At 72.9% G+C, this 22,899-nt stretch carries 19 protein-coding genes; 10 read left to right on the top strand and 9 right to left on the bottom strand.

The window, feature by feature from the left end:
* Positions 1 to 117: 117 nt before the first annotated feature.
* From JOD31_RS15565 to JOD31_RS15545, 5 genes are all read left to right on the top strand, one after another.
* Positions 118 to 1,044 (top strand): polyprenyl synthetase family protein, encoded by a 927-nt coding sequence (locus tag JOD31_RS15565; protein ID WP_204951332.1) that lies wholly within the window; start codon positions 118 to 120, stop codon positions 1,042 to 1,044.
* A gap of 95 nt (positions 1,045 to 1,139) precedes the next feature.
* Complete coding sequence (locus JOD31_RS15560; protein ID WP_204951331.1) at positions 1,140 to 1,724, top strand: hypothetical protein; 585 nt, start codon at positions 1,140 to 1,142, stop codon at positions 1,722 to 1,724.
* Between the two features lie 364 nt (positions 1,725 to 2,088).
* Positions 2,089 to 3,798: a 30S ribosomal protein S1 gene (rpsA, locus tag JOD31_RS15555; RefSeq protein WP_204951330.1), complete on the top strand. Its 1,710-nt coding sequence runs from the start codon at positions 2,089 to 2,091 to the stop codon at positions 3,796 to 3,798.
* Between the two features lie 170 nt (positions 3,799 to 3,968).
* Positions 3,969 to 5,063, top strand: a complete 1,095-nt coding sequence (gene ada / locus JOD31_RS15550; protein ID WP_204951329.1) for a bifunctional DNA-binding transcriptional regulator/O6-methylguanine-DNA methyltransferase Ada — start codon at positions 3,969 to 3,971, stop codon at positions 5,061 to 5,063.
* A 147-nt stretch (positions 5,064 to 5,210) separates the two neighbouring features.
* Complete coding sequence (locus JOD31_RS15545) at positions 5,211 to 6,440, top strand: alpha/beta hydrolase (RefSeq protein ID WP_210341500.1); 1,230 nt, start codon at positions 5,211 to 5,213, stop codon at positions 6,438 to 6,440.
* Between the two features lie 19 nt (positions 6,441 to 6,459).
* On the opposite strand, the gene JOD31_RS15540 is transcribed toward JOD31_RS15545, so the two are convergent.
* The 4 genes from JOD31_RS15540 to JOD31_RS15525 form a co-directional block, all read right to left on the bottom strand.
* Positions 6,460 to 8,172 carry an ABC transporter ATP-binding protein gene (locus JOD31_RS15540; RefSeq protein ID WP_204951432.1) on the bottom strand — a complete coding sequence of 571 codons (1,713 nt, stop codon included), beginning with the start codon at positions 8,170 to 8,172 and terminating at the stop codon, positions 6,460 to 6,462.
* A 148-nt stretch (positions 8,173 to 8,320) separates the two neighbouring features.
* Positions 8,321 to 11,770, bottom strand: a complete 3,450-nt coding sequence (gene smc, locus JOD31_RS15535; RefSeq protein WP_204951328.1) for a chromosome segregation protein SMC — start codon at positions 11,768 to 11,770, stop codon at positions 8,321 to 8,323.
* A gap of 99 nt (positions 11,771 to 11,869) precedes the next feature.
* Positions 11,870 to 12,538, bottom strand: a complete 669-nt coding sequence (locus JOD31_RS15530) for a DsbA family protein (protein ID WP_204951327.1) — start codon at positions 12,536 to 12,538, stop codon at positions 11,870 to 11,872.
* Between the two features lie 122 nt (positions 12,539 to 12,660).
* The gene (locus JOD31_RS15525; protein WP_204951326.1) at positions 12,661 to 13,182 is read right to left on the bottom strand and encodes a DUF721 domain-containing protein; all 522 of its coding nucleotides are present in this window, start codon (positions 13,180 to 13,182) and stop codon (positions 12,661 to 12,663) included.
* Positions 13,183 to 13,248: 66 nt separating this feature from the next.
* On the opposite strand from JOD31_RS15525, the gene mutY reads away from it, so the two are divergent.
* The gene (gene mutY / locus JOD31_RS15520) at positions 13,249 to 14,361 is read left to right on the top strand and encodes an A/G-specific adenine glycosylase (RefSeq protein ID WP_204951325.1); all 1,113 of its coding nucleotides are present in this window, start codon (positions 13,249 to 13,251) and stop codon (positions 14,359 to 14,361) included.
* Complete coding sequence (locus JOD31_RS15515) at positions 14,358 to 15,521, top strand: MFS transporter (protein ID WP_204951324.1); 1,164 nt, start codon at positions 14,358 to 14,360, stop codon at positions 15,519 to 15,521. The genes mutY and JOD31_RS15515 overlap by 4 nt, the downstream gene beginning before the upstream one ends.
* A 4-nt stretch (positions 15,522 to 15,525) precedes the next feature.
* Here the strand turns inward: JOD31_RS15515 and JOD31_RS15510 are convergent, their stop codons facing one another.
* From JOD31_RS15510 to JOD31_RS15495, 4 genes are all read right to left on the bottom strand, one after another.
* On the bottom strand, positions 15,526 to 16,644 hold the full coding sequence (locus tag JOD31_RS15510) for a site-specific DNA-methyltransferase (protein WP_204951323.1): 1,119 nt from the start codon (positions 16,642 to 16,644) through the stop codon (positions 15,526 to 15,528).
* A gap of 97 nt (positions 16,645 to 16,741) precedes the next feature.
* The gene (gene rnhB / locus JOD31_RS15505) at positions 16,742 to 17,407 is read right to left on the bottom strand and encodes a ribonuclease HII (RefSeq protein WP_204951322.1); all 666 of its coding nucleotides are present in this window, start codon (positions 17,405 to 17,407) and stop codon (positions 16,742 to 16,744) included.
* A gap of 42 nt (positions 17,408 to 17,449) precedes the next feature.
* Positions 17,450 to 17,881, bottom strand: a complete 432-nt coding sequence (locus JOD31_RS15500) for a VOC family protein (RefSeq protein WP_204951321.1) — start codon at positions 17,879 to 17,881, stop codon at positions 17,450 to 17,452.
* Positions 17,882 to 17,964: 83 nt separating this feature from the next.
* The gene (locus tag JOD31_RS15495) at positions 17,965 to 19,107 is read right to left on the bottom strand and encodes a PA0069 family radical SAM protein (protein ID WP_204951320.1); all 1,143 of its coding nucleotides are present in this window, start codon (positions 19,105 to 19,107) and stop codon (positions 17,965 to 17,967) included.
* 127 nt (positions 19,108 to 19,234) lie between these two features.
* On the opposite strand from JOD31_RS15495, the gene JOD31_RS15490 reads away from it, so the two are divergent.
* Positions 19,235 to 19,912 carry a glycosyltransferase gene (locus tag JOD31_RS15490; RefSeq protein WP_204951319.1) on the top strand — a complete coding sequence of 226 codons (678 nt, stop codon included), beginning with the start codon at positions 19,235 to 19,237 and terminating at the stop codon, positions 19,910 to 19,912.
* Here JOD31_RS15490 and moaB read toward each other — a convergent pair.
* The gene (gene moaB, locus JOD31_RS15485; RefSeq protein WP_204951318.1) at positions 19,903 to 20,469 is read right to left on the bottom strand and encodes a molybdenum cofactor biosynthesis protein B; all 567 of its coding nucleotides are present in this window, start codon (positions 20,467 to 20,469) and stop codon (positions 19,903 to 19,905) included. The genes JOD31_RS15490 and moaB overlap by 10 nt on opposite strands.
* A 203-nt stretch (positions 20,470 to 20,672) precedes the next feature.
* Here moaB and JOD31_RS15480 point away from each other — a divergent pair, with 203 nt between their 5' ends.
* Both JOD31_RS15480 and JOD31_RS15475 read left to right on the top strand, forming a co-directional pair.
* Positions 20,673 to 21,647, top strand: a complete 975-nt coding sequence (locus tag JOD31_RS15480; RefSeq protein WP_204951317.1) for a DMT family transporter — start codon at positions 20,673 to 20,675, stop codon at positions 21,645 to 21,647.
* A 131-nt stretch (positions 21,648 to 21,778) separates the two neighbouring features.
* A complete protein-coding gene (locus JOD31_RS15475; RefSeq protein WP_204951316.1) occupies positions 21,779 to 22,831 on the top strand; it encodes a hypothetical protein in 1,053 nt (350 codons plus the stop codon).
* Positions 22,832 to 22,899: the final 68 nt, after the last annotated feature.

Here is a 22,899-nt window from a genome sequence, read left to right as displayed (position 1 = left end):
GCCCCTTTGTGCCCGGCGCACTCTAGCAGAGCGATCCGCGCCCGCCATCTCACGGCGTCTTGACGTCGCCCGCCCGCTCGGGCACGGGGCCAGCGGCCCTTTCGGAGTTCGGCGCACGTGACCGACGCATCCTTCGACCATCGCCTCGCCGCCGTCGCGGCCGCCGTGGAGACCGCGCTCGACGCGCTGCTGACCTCCGAGCCCGAGGCCGGCGAGAGCGCGCGTCCCGCGCGGCTGGTCGACGCCATGCGCCACGCCATGCTCGGCGGCGGCAAACGTCTGCGGCCGGCGCTGGGGCTGGCGGCGGCCGAACTGTTCGACGTCCCGCCCGAGCGGGCGCTGCGAGCCTGCCTCGCCGTCGAGTGCGTGCACGGCTACAGCCTGATCCACGACGACCTGCCGGCCATGGACGACGACGACCTGCGCCGTGGGCGGCCGACCGTGCACCGCGCCTTCGACGAGGCCACCGCGATCCTCGCCGGCGACGCGCTGCTGACGCTCGCCTTCGACGTGCTCAGCGACCCGCGGGTCGATCCGGATCCCGCGGCGCGGATCGCGCTCGTGCGCATCCTTGCCCGGGCCGCGGGGTTCGGGGGGATGGTCGGCGGCCAGATGCTGGACCTCGCCGCCGAAGGGCGCTTTTCCGCGGCCCGCGAGGCCCATGACGAGGCCGCGGTGGCGCGCATCCAGGCGATGAAGACCGGCGCGCTGATCGCCGCGCCGATCCAGATGGCGGCGGCGCTCGGCCGCGCCGACGAGGCGGACCGGGCGGCGCTCGGCGTCTACGCCCATGCGCTGGGCGCTGCGTTCCAGATCGCCGACGACCTGCTCGACGCCGAAGGGGCGGCCGAGACGGTCGGAAAGGCGACGGGCAAGGACGCGGCGGCGGGCAAGGCGACGCTGGTCGATCTGCTCGGGCGTGACGGCGCCCGCGCGCGCCTCGAGACGTTGACCGCCCAGGCGATCGCCGCGATCGCACCCTTCGGAGCGCGCGCCGAGGGTTTGAGCTCCGCCGCCCGCTTCGTCGCCGATCGGCGCGTTTGAGAGCGAAATTTTCTTGACCGTGTCCTGAGGGCTCACTTCTGCCTGATTCGTTAACGCTTCTGGTGATCGGGCGTTGAACGTTTTGGGAGACAGTCATGTCGACCGTCATGCGAACTGTCGGCCGCGCGGCGCTTGGGCTCGCGGTCGTGGTCGGCTGCTTCGCCGGCGCGGCGGGAGCCGCCGAGAACCTCCGCAGCTCCAAGGCGGTGGCCGCGAAACTGGCCGCCGGCGGCGTCACGTCGCGCGTCGGGCGCAACTGCCCCGAGGTGATCGTGCGGAAAGAGGCGGACGCCTACGCCGCGGCGCCCGCCCAGCTCTCGCTGCTCTCCGCCGCCCGCGACTGCGCCAACCTGGGCGCCGAGACGATCCTGCGCGTCGCCCTCGTCGGCCGCGCGACGGCCAACGGCTCCGCCGCCGACGCCGTCACGGCCCCGATCGCGGTGACGGTCGTCGATCCCTCCGGTAAGGCGGTGGCCGTGCGCGCGGCGCGGATTCAGGCGCCGCTGAAGCCGGCTGAGAAGGTCAGCCACTTCTCCTATCTGGTCGACGAGGTCTCGCTGCCGCCCGCTAGGCGCTACGCCGGCTGGAAGGTGCTGATCGGCTTCGGCGAACCCGGCGCCACGTCCCAGGCCGCCCAGGCCGCGGCGGCGCCCCGCCTGCAGACCGCCGCCGCCCGCTGACCCCGTGGGACGCCGCGCGCGACGATCGCTCCATTTCGGGGCGGTACGCGCCGGCCTCGGGGGGGCGCGTGGACGCGATCTCGCGAGGGCGTCCACGCTCGCGTTGCGTGGGCTCGCATGATCTGCTAACCACCCGCGTCCGGAATGAGCAGGTAGCTCACGCTGGCTCGCTCGGTCGGCTCCCGCCGATCGCGCCCGCCACGCATCTCCAGGCTTTCCCGGACACGGCCCAAGGTCGCCCACGTTCCCGGCGCCGGCCCGTCTTCGCAACGCGGAGGCGAGCACCGGACGGCGGACGCCCGATCGGCCGTTTCGTCAACCCGAACGCCGGCGCCGCTAAGCCCGAAGACGGGCAGGAGATTTCATGAACGCCACTGCCGCAGCCGCACCCTCGCGCGAAGATTTCGCCGCGCTGCTCGAAGAATCGTTTCTGACGACCGACATCGCCGAAGGCTCGGTGATCAAGGGCACGATCACCGCGATCGAAAAGGACATGGCCGTCATCGACGTCGGCCTGAAGACCGAGGGCCGCGTCGCGGTCAAGGAGTTCACCGGCCACGGCCGCGAGAACCCGCTCAAGGTCGGCGACGTCGTCGAGGTCTACCTGGAGCGCGTCGAGAACGCGCTCGGCGAAGCCGTGCTGTCGCGCGACAAGGCGCGCCGCGAAGAGAGCTGGGTCAAGCTCGAGCAAGCCTTCAACGACAATCAGAAGGTCGAAGGCGTCATCTTCAATCAGGTCAAGGGCGGCTTCACGGTCGACCTCGAGGGCGCGACCGCCTTCCTGCCGCGTTCGCAGGTCGACATCCGCCCGGTGCGCGACGTCGGCCCGCTCATGGGCACGCCGCAGCCGTTCCAGATCCTCAAGATGGATCGCCGCCGCGGCAACATCGTCGTGTCGCGCCGCACCGTGCTTGAAGAGTCCCGCGCCGAGATGCGCCAGGAGCTGGTCCAGAACCTCGAAGAGGGTCAGGTCATCGAGGGCGTCGTCAAGAACATCACCGACTACGGCGCGTTCGTGGACCTCGGCGGCATCGACGGCCTGCTGCACGTCACCGACATCGCGTGGCGCCGCGTCAATCACCCGACCGAGCTGCTCCAGATCGGGCAGCAGGTGAAGGTGAAGATCATCAAGATCAACCACGAGACCCACCGCATCTCGCTCGGCATGAAGCAGCTGCTGGCCGATCCGTGGCAGGGCATCGAGGCGAAGTACCCGGCGAACACCCGCTTCACCGGCCGCGTCACCAACATCACCGACTACGGCGCGTTCGTGGAGCTGGAGCCGGGCATCGAAGGCCTGATCCACGTCTCCGAGATGTCGTGGGTGAAGAAGAACGTCCACCCGGGCAAGATCGTCGCCACCTCTCAGGAGGTCGAGGTGATGGTGCTCGAGGTCGATCCGGTGAAGCGCCGCATCTCGCTTGGCCTCAAGCAGACCATGCAGAACCCCTGGGAAGCCTTCGTCGAGAAGTACCCGGTCGGCTCCGAGGTCGAGGGCGAGGTCAAGAACAAGACCGAGTTCGGCCTGTTCCTGGGCCTCGACGGCGACGTCGACGGCATGGTGCATCTGTCGGACCTGGACTGGAACCGTCCGGGCGAAGCCGTCATCGAAGAGTTCAAGAAGGGCGACGTCGTTCGCGCCCAGGTTCTCGACGTCGACGTCGAGAAGGAGCGCATCTCGCTGGGCGTCAAGCAGCTCGGCGGCGATCCGTTCGTGGACTCGGGCGAGCTCCGCAAGAACTCGGTCGTCACCTGCGAGGTGATCGAGGTCAAGGAAGGCGGTCTCGAGGTCAAGATCGTCGACACCGACCTGACGGCCTTCATCCGCCGCAACGATCTCGCCCGCGAGCGCGCCGATCAGCGCCCCGAGCGTTTCGCCGTCGGCGAGAAGTTCGACGCCCGCATCACGCAGTTCGACAAGAAGGCCCACAAGGTCCAGGTGTCCATCAAGGCGCTGGAGATCTACGAGGAGAAGGAGGCCGTCGCGCAGTACGGCTCCTCCGACTCGGGCGCCTCGCTCGGCGACATCCTCGGCGCGGCGCTCAAGAAGCGCTCCGAGGGTTCGGACGACTGATCGTCCGCGACGACGACATCAGCGGGAGCCTTCGGGCTCCCGCCACGAACGGCCCGGGTCTCGCCCGGGCCGTTTTCGTTTCGGGCCCGGATTTGACCCCCGAAACCGGAGCGCCAGCCCCGCGCGTCCGCGCTATCCCATCCTCCCCGCCCCATGAGAGGATCGGATCCATGACCGCGCCCGCACGAGCCGCCGACCAACCGCCCGCCGACCGCGATCCCCGCTGGGACGCCGTCGCGGCGCGCGACGCCGCCGCCGACGGCGCCTTCGTCTATTCGGTCCGGACGACGGGGGTCTACTGCCGCCCCTCGTGCCCGTCGCGCCGCGCCAACCCTCAGAACGTCGCGTTCCACGTCGATGGGGCCGCCGCCGAAGCCGCCGGCTTCCGTCCCTGCCGGCGCTGCCGCCCGGACGACGTCTCCCCCACGGCCGCGCGCGCCGCGCTGGTGGCGCGCGCCTGCCGCGTCATCGAGGCGGCGGAGGAGCCGCCGGCCCTCGATCGGCTCGCGCGCGCCTGCGGCACGAGCGCGGCCCGGCTCGTCAGCGCCTTCAAGGCCGAGACCGGCCTGACGCCGAAGGCCTATGCGCAGGGCGAGCGGGTGCGCCGGATGCGCCGCGAGCTCAGCCGTCCGCAGGCCTCGGTCGCGTCCGCGATCTACGGGGCCGGCTTCAGCTCCAGCGGCCGCTTCTACGCCGTCGCCGACGATGCGCTCGGCATGCCCCCGAGCGCCTACCGCGCGGGCGGGGAGGGCGCCGCGATCCGCTTCGCGGTGGCGCAGTGCTCGCTCGGGGCGCTGCTGGTCGCGGCCAGCGCGCGCGGCGTCTGCGCGATCCTGCTCGGCGACGATCCCGACGCGCTCGTCCGCGACCTGCAGGACCGGTTTCCAAAGGCGGAGCTGACCGGCGGGGAGGCGGGGTTCGAGCGCGTGGTGGCGGAGGTGGCGGGCCTCGTGGAGCGTCCCGGCCGCGGCCTCGATCTGCCCCTCGACATCCGCGGAACCGCGTTTCAGCGCCGGGTCTGGGAGGCGCTGCGGAAGCTGCCGGCGGGCGCGACGGCGAGCTACGCCGACGTCGCCGCGGCGATCGGCGCGCCGAAGGCGGTGCGCGCGGTGGCGCAGGCCTGCGGCGCCAACGCGCTCGCGGTCGCGATCCCCTGCCACCGGGTGGTGCGCACGGACGGCTCCCTCTCCGGCTATCGCTGGGGCGTCGAGCGCAAACGGGCGCTTCTCGCGCGCGAAGCGGAGCAGGGCGGCGCCTCGGACTGACGTGGCGCGAACGTCACGGCGACCGCCGGACAGGCCGCTCGTGCGAAGGGCAGGCTTGCAAAAGGCGCCGCGGCGCCAACGATGGGCCGGCGATCGGCAGGGTGGGGGTCCGCGTCGCGCCCGCCATGCGTCTACGAGGCCGCCCGCTTGCGCTCCATTCGAATTCTCGCCCTCGTGGCCGCGGCGCTCGCGCTCGCCGGCTGCGGCGGCCGTCCTTACGCGACGTTGCTGCCGGTGTCGGCCAGCGCGCCGGGCGCCCACACCGTCGACATGCTCGTCGCCACCACGCGCGCGCCCTCGCCGGTGCCGGGAGTGGTGTTCTCCGGGGACCGCGGCAAGGGCCTGTCGCTCGAGAACATCCTGGTGTCGATCCCGCCGGACGGGGTGCGGAAGCCCGGCGCCGTGATCTATCCCGCCCGCAACCCGGGAAACCCGGCGACGGAGTTCGTTGCGCTCAAGGTCGAGCCCCTCAAGGACGGCGGCGCGGACGCCTGGTACCGCCGGGCGGCCGGGCCGAAGAAGCGCGTGCTGATCTTCGTGCACGGCTTCAACTCGACCTATGAGGAGGCGGTGTTCCGCTTCGCCCAGATCAGCCACGATTCCGGCGCGGACGCCGCCCCGATCCTGTTCACCTGGCCGTCGCGGGGCTCGGTCTTCGGCTATCTCTACGACCGGGAAAGCGCGAACTACTCCCGCGACAGCCTGGAGACCATGATCGCTCAGGCCGCTGCGCGGCCGGACGTGTCCGAGATCACGCTGATGGCGCACTCCATGGGCAGCTGGCTGTCGATGGAGGCGGTCCGGCAGCTCGCGATCCGCCGGGGCGCCGTGCCGCCGAAGCTGAAGAACATCGTGCTCGCCTCGCCGGATCTGGACGTCGACGTGTTCCAGGAGCAGCTGAAGGCGATCGGCCCGGCGGAGAACCGCATCACCATCTTCACCTCCCAGGACGACCGCGCGCTGCTGGTCTCGCGGCGTCTCGCCGGCGGCGTCCAGCGGCTGGGCTCGGTCGACCTGACCCAGCCGTCCGTGCAGGCGGATTTCGCGAAGCGCGGGATCAACGTGGTCGATCTTTCGGGCGTCCGCTCCGGCGACGGGCTGAACCACACCAAGTTCGCCGAGAGCCCCGAAGTGGTGAAGGCGATCGGGCGCAGGCTCATCGCCGGCGACAAGGTGGCCGGGTCGAACCTCGGTCTCGCGGAGACGCTCGGCGCGACCGCGATCGGCACGGCGCAGGGCGTAGGCTCGGTGATCGGGGCGGCGGCGACGGCGCCCGCGGCCATCGTCGATCAGCGCGCGCGGGAGAGCTTCCGCAGCCAGCTCGGCGCCGCGACCGACAACATCGGCGGCTCGCTGCGGACGGCGACCGGGCGGTGACGCCCGGCGGCCGGCGGCCTCAGCCGACCGCCGCCTCGTAGAGCCGGCGGTAGCCGCCGTCGCGGGAGATCAGCTCGTCGTGGCGGCCCTGCTCGACGATGCCGGAGCTGTCGACCACGTAGATGCGGTCGGCGTTACGGATCGTCGTCAGGCGATGGGCGATGATCAGCGTGGTGCGGCCGCGGGCGAGCTCGGCGAGCGAGCCCTGGATCGCCCGTTCGGTCTCGGCGTCGAGCGCCGAGGTCGCCTCGTCGAGGATCAGGATCGGCGGGTTCTTTAGGAACATCCGCGCGATGGCGAGGCGCTGCTTCTGCCCGCCCGAGAGCTTCACGCCGCGCTCGCCGACGATGGTGTCAAGTCCGGCCGGCAGCTTCGCGATCATGTCGTCCAGCCGCGCGCGACGCGCCGCCTCCAGGATCGCGTCGTCGGCCGCGTCCAGCCGGCCGTAGGCGATGTTCTCGCGGATCGTGCCGGCGAACAGGAAGACGTCCTGCTGCACCACGCCGATCTGGCTCCGCAGCGAGGCGAGCGTCATGTCGCGCACGTCGATCCCGTCGATCGTGATGCGGCCGCCGTCGACGTCGTAGAATCGCGGCAGCAGCGAGCAGATCGTGGTCTTGCCCGCGCCCGACGGTCCGACGAAGGCGACGGTCTCGCCGGCGCGGACGCGGAAGTCCACGCCGCGCAGCACCGGTTTGCCCGGCCCATAGCCGAAGGTGACGCGCTCATAGGCGATCTCGCCCTTCAGGCCGTCCACGGCGACCGCGCCGGGGCGGTCCACGATGTCGGGAGCGGTGTCGAGAAACTCGGTGTAGCGCCGGAAGCCCGCGACGCCCTTGGGATAGGTCTCGATCACGGCGTTGATCTTCTCGACCGGGCGGAAGAACACGCCGATCAGCAGCAGGAAGCCGATGAAGCCGCCGTGGCTGAGCGAGCCCGTGATCACGAAGTAGCTGCCCGCGATCATCACCACCACCTGGGTGAGGCGCATGCTGAGGTAGCTGAGCGAGGCGCTCGCCGCCATGATCCGGTAGGCCTCGAGCTTGGTCGTCCGATAGCCGCGGTTGTCCTCGGCGAACAGCCTGCGCTCGTGCTCCTCGTTGGCGAAGGCCTGCACCACCCGGATGCCGCCGACGTTCTCCTCGATGCGCGCGTTGAAGCCGCCGACCCGGCCGTAGAGCTCGTGCCAGTTGCGCGTCATCCGGCCGCCGTAGCGGCTCGTGACCCAACCGGTGATCGGCACGACCGCGGCGGTGATCAGCGCGAGTTCGGCGTTGACCGCGAACATCAGCGCGAAGGCGCCGATCAGCGTCATCACCGCGATGAACAGGTCTTCGGGCCCGTGGTGCGCGACCTCGCCGATCTCCTCGAGATCCTTGGTCAGGCGGCCGACCAGGTGGCCGGTCTTCTGGCCGTCGAAGTAGGAGAACGACAGTTTCTGCAGGTGGTCGAACGCCTTGCGGCGCATCTCGGTCTCGATGTTGATGCCGAGCATGTGGCCCCAGTAGGTGACCACGACCATCAGGCCGGTGTTCGCGAGATAGATGGCGAACAGGCCGAGCCCGGCGAGCACCACCAGGAGCCAGTCCTGGCTCGGCAGCAGCCGGTCGACGAACAGCTTGACCGCCATCGGGAAGCCGAGTTCGAGCAGGCCTGACGCCACCGCGCAGGAGAAGTCGAGCAGGAACAGCTTCCGATGCGGCCGGTAGTAGCCCAGGAACCGCCGCAGCAGGCCCTGCGTCTGCGGGGACGTCGTTTCGGTCATCGAGGTGGGGGTCGCCGCGGTCATCGTCTACGCCGTCTGCTCACAAGACGCCGTTGATAGGCGGGGACGGCCGCGGACGCCAGAGACGGCGCGCGACATCCGCTCTGCGCGAGGCTCAGACCGCTTCGAGCAGCCGCTCGGCGGCGCGCAGGTCGACCGAGACCAGCTGGCTGACGCCGCGCTCGGCCATGGTGACGCCGAGCAGGCGATCCATGTGGGCCATGGTGATCGGGTTGTGCGTGACCGTCAGGAAGCGGGTCGCGGTCGTGCGGCGCATCTCCGCCAGCAGCGCGCAGAAGCGTTCGACGTTGGCGTCGTCGAGCGGGGCGTCGACCTCGTCCAGCACGCAGACCGGCGAGGGGTTGGTCAGGAACACGCCGAACACCAGCGCGAGCGCCGTGAGCGCCTGCTCGCCGCCGGACAGCAGCGACAGCGTCTGGGGCTTCTTGCCCGGAGGCCTCGCGATGACCTCGAGCCCCGCCTCGAGTGGATCGTCGCTCTCGACCAGCTCCAGCCGCGCCTCGCCGCCGCCGAACAGGGTCTCGAACAGTTTTCGGAAATGCGCGTCGACCCGCTCGAAGGCCGAGAGCAGCCGCGCGCGGCCCTCGCTGTTGAGCGAACGGATGCCGCCGCGCAGCCGCGCGATCGCCTCGGTCAGATCCGAGCGTTCCGCCGCGAGGCCGCCATGGCTCTCCTCGACCTCGGCGAGTTCCTCCTCGGCGCGCAGGTTGACCGGCCCCATGCGGTCGCGAGCGGCGAGCGCGCGGGCGAGCCGGGCGTCGATCTCCTCGCGGCTTCCGCGCTCCGCGCCGGCGAGCGTGGCGGTCAACTCGGCAGGGGTCATGTCGCGCGTGTCGCGGATGCGGGCGAGGGCGAGGGCGCGCTTCTCGCGGGCGGCCTCCAGCCGGGCGCCGGCGCGGGCGGCCTCTTCGCGGGCCTTGGCGAGCCCATCCAGCGCCGCGCGGGCCGCGACGTCCGCAGCGCGGTGGGCGGTCTCGGCGAGGACCAGTGCGTCGGCGCCCGCGCGGGCGTCCGCCTCGGCCTGCATCACCGCGGAGCGCAGGCCGACCCGCTGCTCCGCCAGCGCGTCCGGTCGGTCGGCGAGCGCGGCGCGTTCCGCTTCGGCTTCCGCGCGACGGGCGGAGAGGCTGTCGAGCCGCTCGGCGGCCCCGTCGCGGCGGCGGACCCAGGACGCGCGCTCGGCGGCGATCTCGGCGCGGCGCTCGGCCCTGCGGCGGGACTCGGCCGCGAGCGCCTGCGCCTCGGCCCGGCGGGCGGCGGCGGCGGCGCGCGTCTCCTGCACCACGGCGCGGAGCGGGGCCAGCACATCCTCGCCCTCAGGCGCCTCGCCCAGCGCGGCGAGCGACGCGTCGACCGCGTCCCTTGCCGCGCTGGCTTCGGCGCGCTGGCGCTCGACACGGCTTGAGGCCTCCTCGACCGCCGATCGCCTGGCGGCGACCTTGGACGCCGCGCGCTCGGCCGCGGACTCCGCCTCGCGGGCGGCGTCGAGCCTCGAACGGGCCGCCTTCACGGCGTCGCGGGCGGCGCGCTCGTCGTTGGCGGCGCGGCCGGTCGCCGTGCGCGCGCCGTCGACCGCCAGCCGCAACCGGTCGGCCTCGGCGCGCGCCTCCGACGCGGCGCGCTCGACGGCGCCCAGCCGGTTCTTCTCGGCGAGGCGTCGCGCGGCCGGCGTGGGCGCGTCGGCGGCGAGCGTCAGGCCGTCCCAGCGCCACAGGTCGCCCTCGCGGCTGACGAGCCGCTGGCCGGGCGACAATCGAGCCCGGAGCAGGGGACCGTCCGCACGCGCGACGACCCCGACCTGCGCCAGCGTGCGGGCGAGCTCCGGCGGCGCCGCGACATGGGACGACAGCGGCGTCGCGCCTTCGGGAAGCGCCGCGTCCGACGAACCGTCCAGCCGCGCCCAGTGCGCCGGCGCGCGCGGGTCGACGGCGGCGTCCAGGTCGTCGCCGAGGGCCGCGCCGAGCGCGGTCTCGAAGCCTGGGTCTACCGAGATCAGGTCCACCACCGCGGCGAAGGCGCGGCGTTCGTCGGTCGCCAGCAGCTTGGCGAGCGTTCGCGCCTCGGTGACGGCGCGCTCGGCGCGGGCGTTGGCCTGGGCCGCGGGCGCGCGGGCGGCGGTCTCGTCGGCGCGGGCGCGGGCGTGGGCGGCCTCGGCCGCGTCCGCCGCCTGCTCGGCCGCCGCGAGCGCATGACGCGCGGCCTCGGCCCGCTCCTTCAGCGCCGCCTGATCGCCGGCCGCGCCGGCCTCGCGGGCGAGCCGCTCCGCCTCGGCGGCGAGGGTCGCGGCCTCGCGCTCGAGAGCGGACAGCCGGTCGGCGGCCTCGCGGCGGCGGCGCTCCAGCTCGCGGCGTTCCGAGAGGCGCGCCGCGACGGCGGCGGTCTCGGCGGCGAGGGCGGCTTCTGCTTGGGAGAGCGCCTCGTCGGCGCGCGCGAGGCGCTCCTGCGCCGCGGCCCGGGTCTCGGCGTCGGCCTCGTCGGAGGAAGGCCCGAGGCCGGCCTCGGCGTCGGCGAGGCGGGCGAGGGAGGCGCTCGCGTCCTCGGCCAGCGTCCGCTCGCGCGCGAGGTCGCCGTCGAGCTGCGTCAGCCGCTGGGCGAGCTCCACGAGGCGGGCGCGGGCGCGGGCCTCCTCGCCTTCGAGCGCCGCCGCCTCCTGCGTCAGGCGGCGCAGCGCGGCTTCCGCGTCGCTCGCGGCGGTCCGGGCCGGCGGCAGCGCGTGGGCCGCGACCGCCTCGGCGCGGGCGGCCTCGCCCTGCGCCCGCAGGGCGTCCGCGACGCTCGCGACGGCGGCGGTCTCCAGCCGTTCGGCCTCCGCGACGCCCGCGGTCGCGGCGTCGTGCTCGGCGAGCAGCGCAAGGCCCTCGGCCGCCCGGATCTCGTCGGTTAGCGCGCGGTAGCGCTGGGCGCTCTTCGCCTGCCGTCGGAGCGCCTCGGCGCGGCTGTCGAGCTGGCCCAGCACGTCCTCGACGCGCACGAGGTTCGCCTCCGCGGCCTCGAGCTTCTGCTCGGCCTCGCGGCGGCGGGCGTAGAGGCCGGCGATGCCCGCGGCCTCCTCGAGGATGCGGCGGCGCTGGTCCGGCCGGGCGTTGATGATCTCGCCGACGCGGCCCTGGCCGACCAGCGCCGGCGAGCGCGCGCCGGAGGAGGCGTCGGCGAACAGCAGCTGGACGTCGCGGGCGCGCACCTCGCGGCCGTTGATGCGGTAGGTCGAGCCGAGGCCGCGGGCGATCTTGCGGCTGACCTCGATCACGTCGGAGGCGTTGAACGGGTCCGGCGCGGTGCGGGCGGCGTTGTCGAGGGTGAGCGTGACTTCGGCGTGGTTGCGGGCCGGACGGCCGCCGGAGCCTGCGAAGATCACGTCCTCCATGCCGGAGGCGCGCAGCGACTTGAACGAGCTTTCGCCCATCACCCAGCGCATGGCTTCGACGAGGTTGGACTTGCCGCAGCCGTTGGGGCCGACGATGCCGGTGAGCCCCGGCTCGATCGGGGCCTCGGTCGTCTCCACGAAGGTCTTGAAGCCTGCGACCTTGAGCTTGGCGAAGTTCATGGACGCCGGCCCTGGCGCGCGCCGGCGCCCGTCAGGCCGCGGTCACCGAAGCTCCGCCGCCGGACCGACGGCGCGCGCGGGTCCAGCAGGCCCGACGCGTCAGGCCTTGAGCAGCGGCTCCAGGATCTTCTCCAGGTCCTCAAACCCGATCGCCCCGCGCTGGATCTTGCCGTTGATGAAGAAGGTCGGGGTGGAGTTCACGCCGAACTTCTCCGCGCCGCGCGCACGCACCGCGTTGATCCCGTCCAGCATCTCCTGATTCGTCAAGCAGGACTCGAAGGTCTCCTGTGTGAATCCGAACTGCTTGGCCAGCGTCTGCAGGCCCGCGACCGGGTCGGTGGCGTAGGCCCAGTCCCGCTGGCGGGCGAACAGCGCGTCGACCACCGCGAAATATTTGTCGTCGCCGGCGCAGCGGGCGATCATGAAGCCGGCGGCGGCGATCGGATCGAGCGGGAACTCGCGCAGGATGAAGCGGACCTTGCCCGTGTCGATGTATTTTTCTTTCAGCTTCGGGAAGGTCGTCGCGGCGAACTGGGCGCAATGCCCGCAGGTCATCGAGGCGTATTCGATGATGGTGACGGGGGCGTCGTCCTTGCCTTCGACCTTGTCGCCCAGCGGGCCGGCCATGGCGAGGTCCTCGGCGGACGGCGCCTGGGCGGCGGCGTCGGAGACGAGGCCGAACGGCGTGCGGGACAGCGCCCCGGCGGCGGCTGCGGTCAGCGCGAGCGCGGCGGCGGTCTCGAGAAAGCGGCGGCGGGTGAGCGTCACGGGGGCGTCCTCAAAAATCTGCGGTGGCCAGGCGAACGCGCGGCGGCGCGCAGCGTCGTGGCTTCACATTCTATTCGCAAGCGGAATGTGGCGGCAGCATGCCCGGCCTTCGTCGGAGGCGCTCACGCCCCCGTGACCCGTCGGCGCGCGAGCACCGCCCGGCCGAGCCGTTCGAGCGCCGCCGCAAGCTCGGGTTCGGCGACCGGAGCGACGGCCGCTTCGACCTTGGCGCTCTCGCCGGGCGTGGCGGGGGGCAGCGTGGGCGGCGGCGTGCGGCGCGACAGCCGGAAGCCTGCGATTGGTCCCTGGCGGAACTTGAGCTGGCCGACGCAGCGCCAGCCGAGATGGGCGTTCACGCGCTCGAGGATCTCCGCCGTGCGGTGCTGGACTTCGAGCGCGAAGGCCCCCTCGACGCGCAGGTGGAGAACGGAGGTCGGCGGCGGCGAGTCCGGGTCGGTCGCGGAGCCACGCGGCGGGGCCGCGAGCTTCTGCGGAATGGCGAAGGCCGCGATCTCCCGCCCCACGATCGTGTCCCATCGCGCCATGATCTCCGCGCCCGCGAAGCCCTGACGCGCGGCGGCCGGCCCGAGCGCGTTCGGCAGCAGATCTGACAGCGCGATGGCGCGGCGGCGGGGCGGTTGCATGGGCGGCGGCGCTCTGTAGGTTGGGCGCCGAGCGACGCCCCCAGTCCTAAACTCCGAGAGTATCGTTTGGCGACCGCCGCCGAAACCCTGCCCGCGCCCGATCCCTCGGCCCTGCTCGCCTGGTACGACCGTCATCGGCGGCGCCTGCCGTGGCGCGCGGAGGCGGACGAGCGGGCGGACCCGTACCGGGTCTGGCTGTCCGAGATCATGCTGCAGCAGACCACGGTGAAGGCGGCGGGACCCTACTTCCTGCGCTTCCTCCAGCACTTCCCGGACGTCGCGGCGCTGGCCGCGTCGCCGCTGGAGGAGGTGCTGAAGCTCTGGGCCGGCCTCGGCTACTACTCCCGCGCCCGCAACCTGCACGCCTGCGCCCAGGCGGTGATGGAGCGCCACGGCGGCGCCTTTCCCTCCGCCGAGGTCGACCTGCTGGCTCTGCCCGGCGTCGGGCCCTACACGGCCGCCGCGATCGCCGCCATCGCCTTCGACCGGCCCGCGGTGGTGGTGGACGGCAACGTCGAGCGGGTGGTGTCGCGCCTGTTCGCGGTCGAGGCTGCGATGCCCGGCGCGAAGCCGCGGCTGAAGGCCCTGACCGCCACGATTGCGCCCGCCAAGCGGCCCGGCGACTTCGCGCAGGCGACGATGGATCTCGGCGCCACCATCTGCACGCCGCGCAAGCCCGCCTGCGCGCTCTGCCCCTGGGACGATCCCTGCCTCGCCCGCGCCCGCGGCGACCAGGAGAGCTTTCCGCGCAAGGCGGCGAAGGCCGACCGGCCGACCCGGCGCGGCGTGGCCTACTGGGTGGAGCGGCCCGACGGCGCGGCGCTGATGCGGTCTCGGCCGCCCAGGGGCCTGCTCGGGGGCATGACCGAGCCGCCCACCGGCGTCTGGAGCGAGACCGTCGATCTCGCCGCGCCCCTGGGGAGGCTCGCCGAGGAGGCGCCGCTCTCAGCCGACTGGCGGCGGCTGCCGGGCGTCGTGACCCATGTCTTCAGCCATTTCGCGCTCGACCTCGCGGTGCTCGCCGCCGTCGTGCCGCAGGCGACGCCGGCGCCGGCGGGCGCGCGCTGGGTCGCGCGGCGCGACCTCGACGGCGAGGCGTTGCCGTCCGTGTTCCGCAAGGTCGTGGCGCACGCCCGCGCCGACGCCGGTCCCGCCCGATCGAAGTCCGCAAGCCTATGACCGCAACCGTCGCCTCGACCGCCGATCGCCGGCGGCTGATCTTCGCGCGCGCGGCGGTCGCCGCCGCCTTCTTTGTGGCCGGCGCCGCAATGGGCGTGTGGGCGGCGCATATCCCCTTGCTCAAGGCCGGGCTCGGGGTCGACGACGCCGCGCTGGGGTTCGTTCTGCTGGCGATGGGGATCGGCGCGGTGTGCGCGATGCCGCCCACCGGGCTGCTGCTCCACCGCTTCGGCGCGGTCGCCATGACCATCGCGTCGGGCCTCGCGCTCGCCGCGGCGCTTGCTTTGCCGCCGTTCGCGCCGAGCTATCCCGCGCTGGTCGCGTCCGCCGGCCTCATCGGCCTGGCGATGGGCGCCATCGACGTGTCCATGAACGCCCAGGCGGCGGCGATCGAGACGGCGTGGGGGCGGCCGATCATGTCGTCGATCCACGCCTTCTTCTCGATCGGGGGACTGGCGGGCGCGACCGCGTCCGGCGGGCTGATCGCGCTCGACGTCGGCGCCGTCGCCGGCATGGGCCTCTCGGCGCTCGCGCTCGGCGCGGTGGTCGCGCTCGCCGCGACCCGCCTCGCGATCGCGGCGCACGGGCCGACGGACGAGCCGCACGGCCTGAGGCTGCCGCGCGGGGTGGTGCTCGGCCTCGGCGCGCTGGCGCTCGCGGCGTTCGTCTCCGAAGGCGCGATGATCGACTGGAGCGCGGTGTTCATGATCCAGGCGACAGGGGCGACGCCCGCGCTCGCGGCCGTCGGCTACGCTGCCTTCTCCGCCGCCATGACCTTCGGCCGGCTGACGGGAGACGCCTTCGTCGCGCGGCTGGGGCCGCTGCGGGCGGTGCAGGTCTCGGGCGCGGTCGCCGCGGCGGGGCTCGCGATCGTCGTCGCGGCCCCGACGCCTGGCGTCGCGATCGCTGGCTTCGTGGTGGCGGGGCTCGGGTTCGCGAATGTGGTGCCGGTGCTGTTCTCGGCCTCGGCCCGGCTGCCCGGCGTCGCGCCCGGCGCGGCGCTGTCGATGGTCGCCACCATGGCCTACGGCGGCGGGCTGCTGGGCCCGCCGCTCATCGGCTTCCTCGCGCACGGCGTCGGCCTGCGCTGGGCGCTTCTGCCGCTGGTGTTCGCGGCGCTCGCGATCGCGCTGTTCGTGCGCCGCGCCGCGAAGCTCTAGTCCTTCAAACGCCTTCGGCGCGGACCGCGTCGCGGAAGGCGTCGATCGAGGTCAGGCCGCGCGCGTCCTCGACATGCCAGAAGCTCCAGCCGTTGCAGGCATCGGCGCCCTGCGCGAGCGCCCCGATGCGGTGAATCGAGCCGATGACGGAGCCGAAGGCCAGCGTGCCGTCGGCGCGCACCGTGGCCTCGTAGCGGCGGCGGGCGTCGACGAGCTTCGCGCCGGGACGCACAAGGCCGCGCTCGACCAGGGTCGCGAAGGCGACGCGCGGGGCCTCGCGCTTGGCGGGCGCCTGAACGATCGCGTCTGCCGCCTCCGGCTCCACCGCGTCGATCCGGGCGCGGGCGGCCGCGGCGTAGTCGCGGTCGCGCTCGACGCCGATGAAGTGACGGCCGAGACGCTTCGCCACCGCGCCGGTGGTGCCGGAGCCGAAGAACGGGTCGAGCACGACGTCGCCCGGCTTCGACGACGACAGCAGCACGCGCGCCAGCAGCGCCTCGGGCTTCTGGGTCGGATGAACCTTCTTGCCGTCGTCGCCCTTCAGGCGCTCGCCGCCGGAGCAGATCGGGATCAGCCAGTCGGAGCGCGGCTGCAGATCCTCGTTGCCGGCCTTCAGCGCCTCGTAGTTGAAGGTGTAGCCCTTCGCGTCGGCGCTCTTCGCCGCCCAGATCAGGGTCTCGTGTGCGTTGGTGAAGCGCCGGCCGCGGAAGTTCGGCATCGGGTTGGTCTTGCGCCACACCACGTCGTTCAGCACCCAGTAGCCGAGGTCCTGCAGCACCGTTCCGACCCGGAAGATGTTGTGGTAGCTGCCGATCACCCACATGGTGCCGGTCGGCTTCAGCACGCGGCGCACCGCCATCAGCCAGGCGCGGGTGAAGGCGTCGTAGGCCTGGAAGCTCTCGAACTGGTCCCACGAGTCGTCGACGGCGTCGACCAGGCTCTGGTCCGGCCGACGCAGGTCGCCCTGAAGCTGCAGGTTGTAGGGCGGGTCGGCGAAGATCAGGTCCACGGACGCCGACGGCAGCTTCTCGAGCTCCGCGACGCAGTCGCCGATCAGGATGGTGTCGAGGGGGAGCGCCGGAGCGTCGTGCCGCGCCGGGGCGCGGTTGAGCCGAAGAGCCATGAGATCCGATCCGTTCGTTTACGCGACTGTCGGACGGATTCTTGGTTCGGTAACGTAAAGAGCGCCTCAAGGAACAGGGTGAACGGAGGGTTAACGCTCAGCCGGCGGCCTGGGCCAGCAGCGCCGAGACCGGCGCGAAGCCCCGCCGGTGGTGCGCGCAGGGGCCGAGCAGGCTCAGCGCGGCGAGGTGCTCCGGCGTGCCATAGCCCATGTGCCGCTCGAAGCCGTAGCCGGGCACGCATTCGCCGAGCCGCGTCATCATCCGGTCGCGCACGACCTTCGCGACGATCGAGGCGGCCGAGATCGACAGCACGGTGGCGTCGCCGCCGATCACGGCCTCGCCGCGGCATCCGAGCGCCGGCGGCACGTCGCGCCCGTCGATCAGGGCGAGCGCCGGCCGGGATTGGAGTCCCGCGACGGCGCGGGTCATCGCCCAGAGCGTCGCGCCGCGGATGTTGAGGCGCTCGATGCGCTCGGTCGAAGCGGCCACGAAGGCGACGTCGGCGCTCGCCATGATCTCGGCGAACAGCGCCTCGCGCCGGGCCGCCGTCAGAGCCTTGGAGTCGGCGAGGCCGGCGGGGATGCGTTCGGGGTCGAGCGCGACGGCCGCCGCCACCACAGGTCCTGCGAGCGGCCCGCGGCCGGCTTCGTCCACGCCCGCGACCGGGCCGAGGCCGGCCGCGCGCGCCGCGGTCTCGCGGGCGAAGGTCGCGACCAGCTTGAGGACGGGCGATCGTCTGGCGTCGGGTCGGGCGGCGGGCATGCCGCCACTGTCGCGCGATTCGGCGTCTGCGCGCGAGACCGATCAGTCCGGCGCGCGGAGGCGGCCGGCCGCGTCGACCACGAAGCCGGGGTTGTGCGCGAGCTCCCACAGATGGCCGTCGAGGTCGGCGACATAGCCGGAGTAGCCGCCCCAGAACGCCTTCTCCGGCGCCTTCACCATCAGGCCGCCGGCCGCCACGACACGCACCGTCGCCTTATCGACGTCGGCCTCGGAGTCGAGGTTCCAGGCGAGCGTGACGCCGGAAAACCCCGAGCCGCCGGCGGGGACCTGGGCGTCGGCCGCCAGCGCCTCGCGGCCGTAGATCGAGAGCACCGGCCCCTCGGTGTTGAAGAACGTGACGGCCTCGGTGCTGGCCGACGAGGCGACCAGGCCGAGCGCCTCATAGAACGCGGTGGACCGCGCGACGTCCGCGACGCCGAGGGTGACGAGGGACAGGCGCAGGGGAATCGGCATGGAACGCTCTCGTCATACGCAACGCCGCATCTAACGCTGTCCGGACGCGCCGCCGTCAACGCCTGATTGGGCGTAGGGCGTCGTCAGAACAGCGAAAGCTGCAGGCCGCCGTCCTTCGCCGTACGGGCGGGAGGGGTGAACAGATCGGTCCGCAACCGCAGATGACGCCGATCGAGGCCGAGCCTCTGGGCCGCCAGCTCGAAACGCCGGCCGATCGTCCAGGCCACCACGCCCTCGCCGGTCTGCCGCACGCCCCAGCCGGAATCGTAAAGCTTGCCGCCGCGGGTTTCGCGCACCAGCGACAGGATGCGGCGCATCTTGGCGGGATGGTGCTCGACCAGCCACTCCTGCACCAGGTCCTTGATCTCGTTCGGCAGGCGGAGAAGCACATAGCCGGCCTCGCTCGCCCCCGCCTGCTTCGCGGCCTCGAGCAGACGCTCGATCTCATGGTCGTTGAGCGAGGGGATGATCGGCGCCGTCAGCACCGTCGTCGGCACGCCCGCCCGCGTCAGAGCCGCCACCGCTTCGAGCCGCTTCGACGGCGTCGGCGCCCGCGGCTCCATCTGCCGCGCGAGCGTGGCGTCGAGGGTCGTGATGGAGAGCGCGACCTTGGCGAGGCCCTGTTCCGCCATGCGCGAGAGGATGTCGAGGTCGCGCAGCACCAGCGTGGACTTGGTGACGATGCCGACGGGATGGCGCGTCTCCTCAAGCACCTCGAGGATCTGCCGCGTCAGCCGGTGCGTCCGCTCGATCGGCTGGTAGGGGTCGGTGTTGGTCCCGAGCGCGATGGTGCGCGGCTTGTAGCCCGGGGCCGCAAGCTCCCGCCGCAGCGCCTCGGCGATGTTCGGCTTGGCGGTGAGCTTCGACTCGAAGTCGAGCCCCGCGGACAGCCCGAGATAGGCGTGCGTCGGCCGTGCGAAGCAGTAGACACAGCCGTGCTCGCAGCCGCGGTAGGGATTGACCGACCGATCGAAGGCGATGTCCGGCGACTGATTGCGAGTGATCGCGGTGCGCGCCGTCTCAAGCGTCACTTCGGTGCGGAACGGCGGCAGCTCTTCGGTGCTGTCCCAGCCGTCGTCCTCCGCCACCCGCACATAGGGCTCGAACCGGCCGCTGGCGTTGGTGACCGCGCCGCGTCCCCTGCGGCGCGCGAGGTCCACTGGCGCGCCCGGCGGCGCGGCAGTCGGGGGAGGTGCGGCGATGTGGGCGCGGGCTGGCTGCGACATGCAACGAAGCTAATCTCGCCGATCGAACAAAACAAGAACGATATCGTCCGGCGCCGGTAAAATCGAACGCGCCGCGCTGCAAAAAGGAGACGGACGCGGGGCGAAACCCGTGCTAACGCTTGGGGCTATGCTCAGCGTGGTCATTCCGACACGAAACGACGAAGCCGTTCTGGTCGCGACGCTTGCGGCGTTGGTGCCGGGGGCGGCGGAAGGCGTCGTGCGCGACGTCACCATCGCCGACGGCGGATCGACGGATTCCACGCTCGAGATTGCGGATCTCGCCGGCTGCAAGGTGGTCGGCGGGTTCGCCGATCGCGCCAGCCGCCTGGACGCGGCGGCGCGGGGCGCGAAGTCGCCCTGGATCCTGTTTCTGGAGCCCGGCTCGGTGCTGGACGAAGGCTGGTTCCGCGAGGTCCGCAGCCTGGTCGAAACGCTGGAGCGCCGCGGCGAGACCACCTCGCGCGCCGCCGTCTTCAGCTTCGGGCTCGACCAGTTCGGCGCCGGCGCGCGCGCCTCGGAAACCCTGGCGCGGATCGGCGAGGCGCTGACCGGCCTGCCGCGGCTTGAGCAGGGGCTGCTGATCCATCGCGCGCTCTATGAGAAGCTCGGTGGGTTCCGTTCGCTTCCCGCCATGGCGGAGGCCGACCTCATCCGCCGCATCGGCCGCAGCAAGGTGATGCGGCTGCGCGCCCGCGCGCTGACGCCGACGCTCAAGAAGAGGTTCGCAGGCCCGCGGGCCGCGCTCGGCGCCGGGCTGTTGATGCTGCGTGTGCCGCCCCGGCTGGTGTCGCGGCTCTACGGCTGAGGGGTCGCCTTCAGCTTCCCGCGCTTGAGGTGCTCGTCGAGCCGCGGAAGGATCTCCACGAAATTGCAGGGGCGGTGACGGTAGTCGAGCTGCGCCTTCAGCACCCCGTCCCAGGCGTCGCGGCAGGCGCCGCCGGAGCCCGGCAGCACGAACACGAAGGTCTTGCCGGCGACGCCGGCCGTCGCGCGCGACTGCAGCGTCGAGGTCCCGATCGTCCCGTTGGAATAGGCGTGGAACAGGTTCGAAAACCCGTCCATGCGCTTCTCGAACAGCGGCTCCAGGGCGTCCGGGCTGACGTCGCGCCCGGTGAAGCCGGTGCCGCCCGTCGTCAGCACCACGTCGGTGGCGGGGTCCGCGACGAAGGCGCAGACCGCCGCCCGCAGCGCCTCGCGCTCGTCGCGCACGATCTTCCGCCCCGAGACCCGGTGCCCGGCCTCCGTCACGCGGGCGGCCAGCGTTGCGCCCGAGGTGTCGTCGGCCTCCGAGCGGGTGTCGGAGACGGTCACGATCGCGACGCCGAGCGGCACGAAGGGGCGGGCGTCGTCGATGCGGGACATGGGCGCGAAACCTCGGTCGGTGCGGTCGGGGCATCTTAGGGCGGAATTCGACGGCCGGAAGCGGAGCGCGCATGGGCCGCGGTGGCGGCTACCATGCGTTCGTCGCTTGATCACGGCCTCGAATGGCTGGGGGCGACTTTTTGAATTGGTCGCGGCGCCCTCGCAGGGAGCATGGTGCGGCCGCGCGCCAGAAGCGGACATCCATGTCGATACAGTCATCCGAAGCGGCCGTCGTCGCAGCGTCCGCGGCTCCGGTCGCCCCGCCGGTCGTCGCCGCCCCGACGATGAGCCGCACCGAATGGGGCCTGCTCATCGTGCTCTCCATGCTGTGGGGCGGCGCGTTCTTCCTGAGCAAGGTGGCGCTGGCGGAGGTCACGCCGCTCACGCTCGTCGCCGCCCGCGTCGGCATCGGCGCCGCTGCGCTCTGGGCGGTGGTCCTTGCGAAGGGCCTCGCCGTTCCCCGCGAGGGGCGTCTGTGGCGGGACTATCTTGTGCTCGCGCTGATCAACAACGTCGCGCCGTTTTGCCTGCTGGCCTATGGCCAGCAGGGGCTTCCGAGCGGCCTCGCCGCGATCCTCAACGCGTCGACGCCGCTCTGGACGGTGCTGCTCGCCCACGTGACGACCCAGGACGAGCGCGCGACCGGCGGCCGTCTCGCGGGCGTCGCCGTCGGCATGGTCGGGGTCGCGGTCATCATCGGCCCGCGGGCGCTCGAAGGCGTCAGCGACGCGCTGCTCCCGGCGCTCTGCATCGTCGGCGCGGCGATGTGCTACGCCGCCGCGATCATCTACGCCCGCCGGTTCCGCGGCCGGCCGCCGCTGATCACCGCCGCGTCCCAGCTCGGCCTGTCGAGCGTCATCATGGTCGCGGCGCTGCTGGTCTTCGAGGGCGCGCCTGCGCTTCCCTCGCCGCATGTGACGGCGTCGCTCGTGGCTTTCGGCCTGTTCTCGACCGCCCTCGGCTTCGTCATCTACTTCCGCATTCTGGCCGGCGCGGGCTCCACCAACGCCGCGCTCGTGACCTTCCTGGTGCCGGTGAGCGCCATCCTGCTGGGCGCGCTGGTGCTCGGCGAGCGGCTCGACGCGCGGGAGTTTGTCGGGATGGGCGCGATCGCCCTCGGCCTCGCCGCGATCGACGGGCGGCCCTGGCGGGCGCTGAAGCGAGGGGTCGCGAGCTGAGCGGCCCCGGCGTTAGATCCATCCGACTTGAGCGCGGGACCCCTTGCGCCCATCTTCGGAAGCGTCTCGTCCCAACCGGCTCTCGTATGACCCTCGCCGTTCCCCAGTTTCCCGCCGACCGCGCCGCCTGAATGGGAGCCCGTCTCGCGACCGCCGTGGACTGGACCGCGCGGCTCTCCCGCGTCGGGCTCTGCCTGTCGGTCGCGGCCGTCGCGATCGGGACCGCCCGGGACTTCGGCTTCGCCGTGCCGCTCGACGTCGCGATCGAGCGCACGCTCGCCGAGGTCGCGCCGCAGGATCGTCTCGAACGCCAGGCCAGCGCCGCGCTCGACGCCGAGGACGTCGCGCTCGCCCGCGGCTACGTGGAGCTCGCCGCCGAGCTGAACCGGCCGCTTTCAGTGGACACGCTCGCCCGGCTCGCCGCCGCGGAGACGCCCGGCGCCGCCGCCTGGCGCTCGACCCGCGGCTTCGCGCAGGGGTTCGCGACAGGCTCCGCGGACGGGCCCGCGGCGCTCGCCGGAGCCGTCGCGTCGGACCTCACCGTGATCGGCGACGTGCGCGACCTGGTCGGGGAGGGCGCCAAGATCGTCCGCGGCGAGGAGCATAGCGACCTGATGATCGCGCTCGCCGCCGCCGGCGTCGGGCTGACCGCGGCGACGGTCGCGAGCGGCGGCGCCGCGGCGCCCGCCAAGGTCGGCGTCTCGATCCTGAAGGCCGCGCGCCGCGCCGGCACGCTGACCGCCGATTTCGCCGCCCACCTGACCCGCACCCTGGGCCGCGCGGCGGACGCCCGACGGGTGGAGGCCGCCGCGCTGCGCGGCGCGAGGGCCGGGGAGGGCGCGGCGACGCCGGCCCTGCGGGCCTTCGGCGGTATGGCGGGGGAGCTGCGCGCGGCGAGCGCCGTGGCGGGCCCGGCGGAGACCGTGCGGCTGATGAAGTTCGTGCGCTCCGGCGACGACCTCGCCGATCTCGCGCCCTTCGCCCGGCGGTTCGGCGTCAAGGCGCGCGCGGTGGCGGAGCTCACCGGCCGCGCCTCGCTCCGCGGCTTCCGCCCCACGATCCGCCTCGGCGAAATGATCCTCGCGCATCTCTGGGCCGCGCTGCTGTGGTTCGGCGGGCTGCTGGCGGGCGCTGTGTCGAACCTGTCGTTCCGCGCCGTGCGTTTCGCGGCCGCGCGCGTCTGATCCGCTTTACGACGTTTGGACGATGCTCTAGGTCTCTGAGCGCGTTTTGAACCGCTCGAAGGAGCCGC

The sequence above is a fragment of the Methylopila capsulata genome (assembly GCF_016907975.1).
GTDB lineage: Bacteria > Pseudomonadota > Alphaproteobacteria > Rhizobiales > Methylopilaceae > Methylopila > Methylopila capsulata.
Note: the sequence above shows the minus strand (reverse complement) of the source record. Positions and strands in the feature narration are given on the sequence as shown.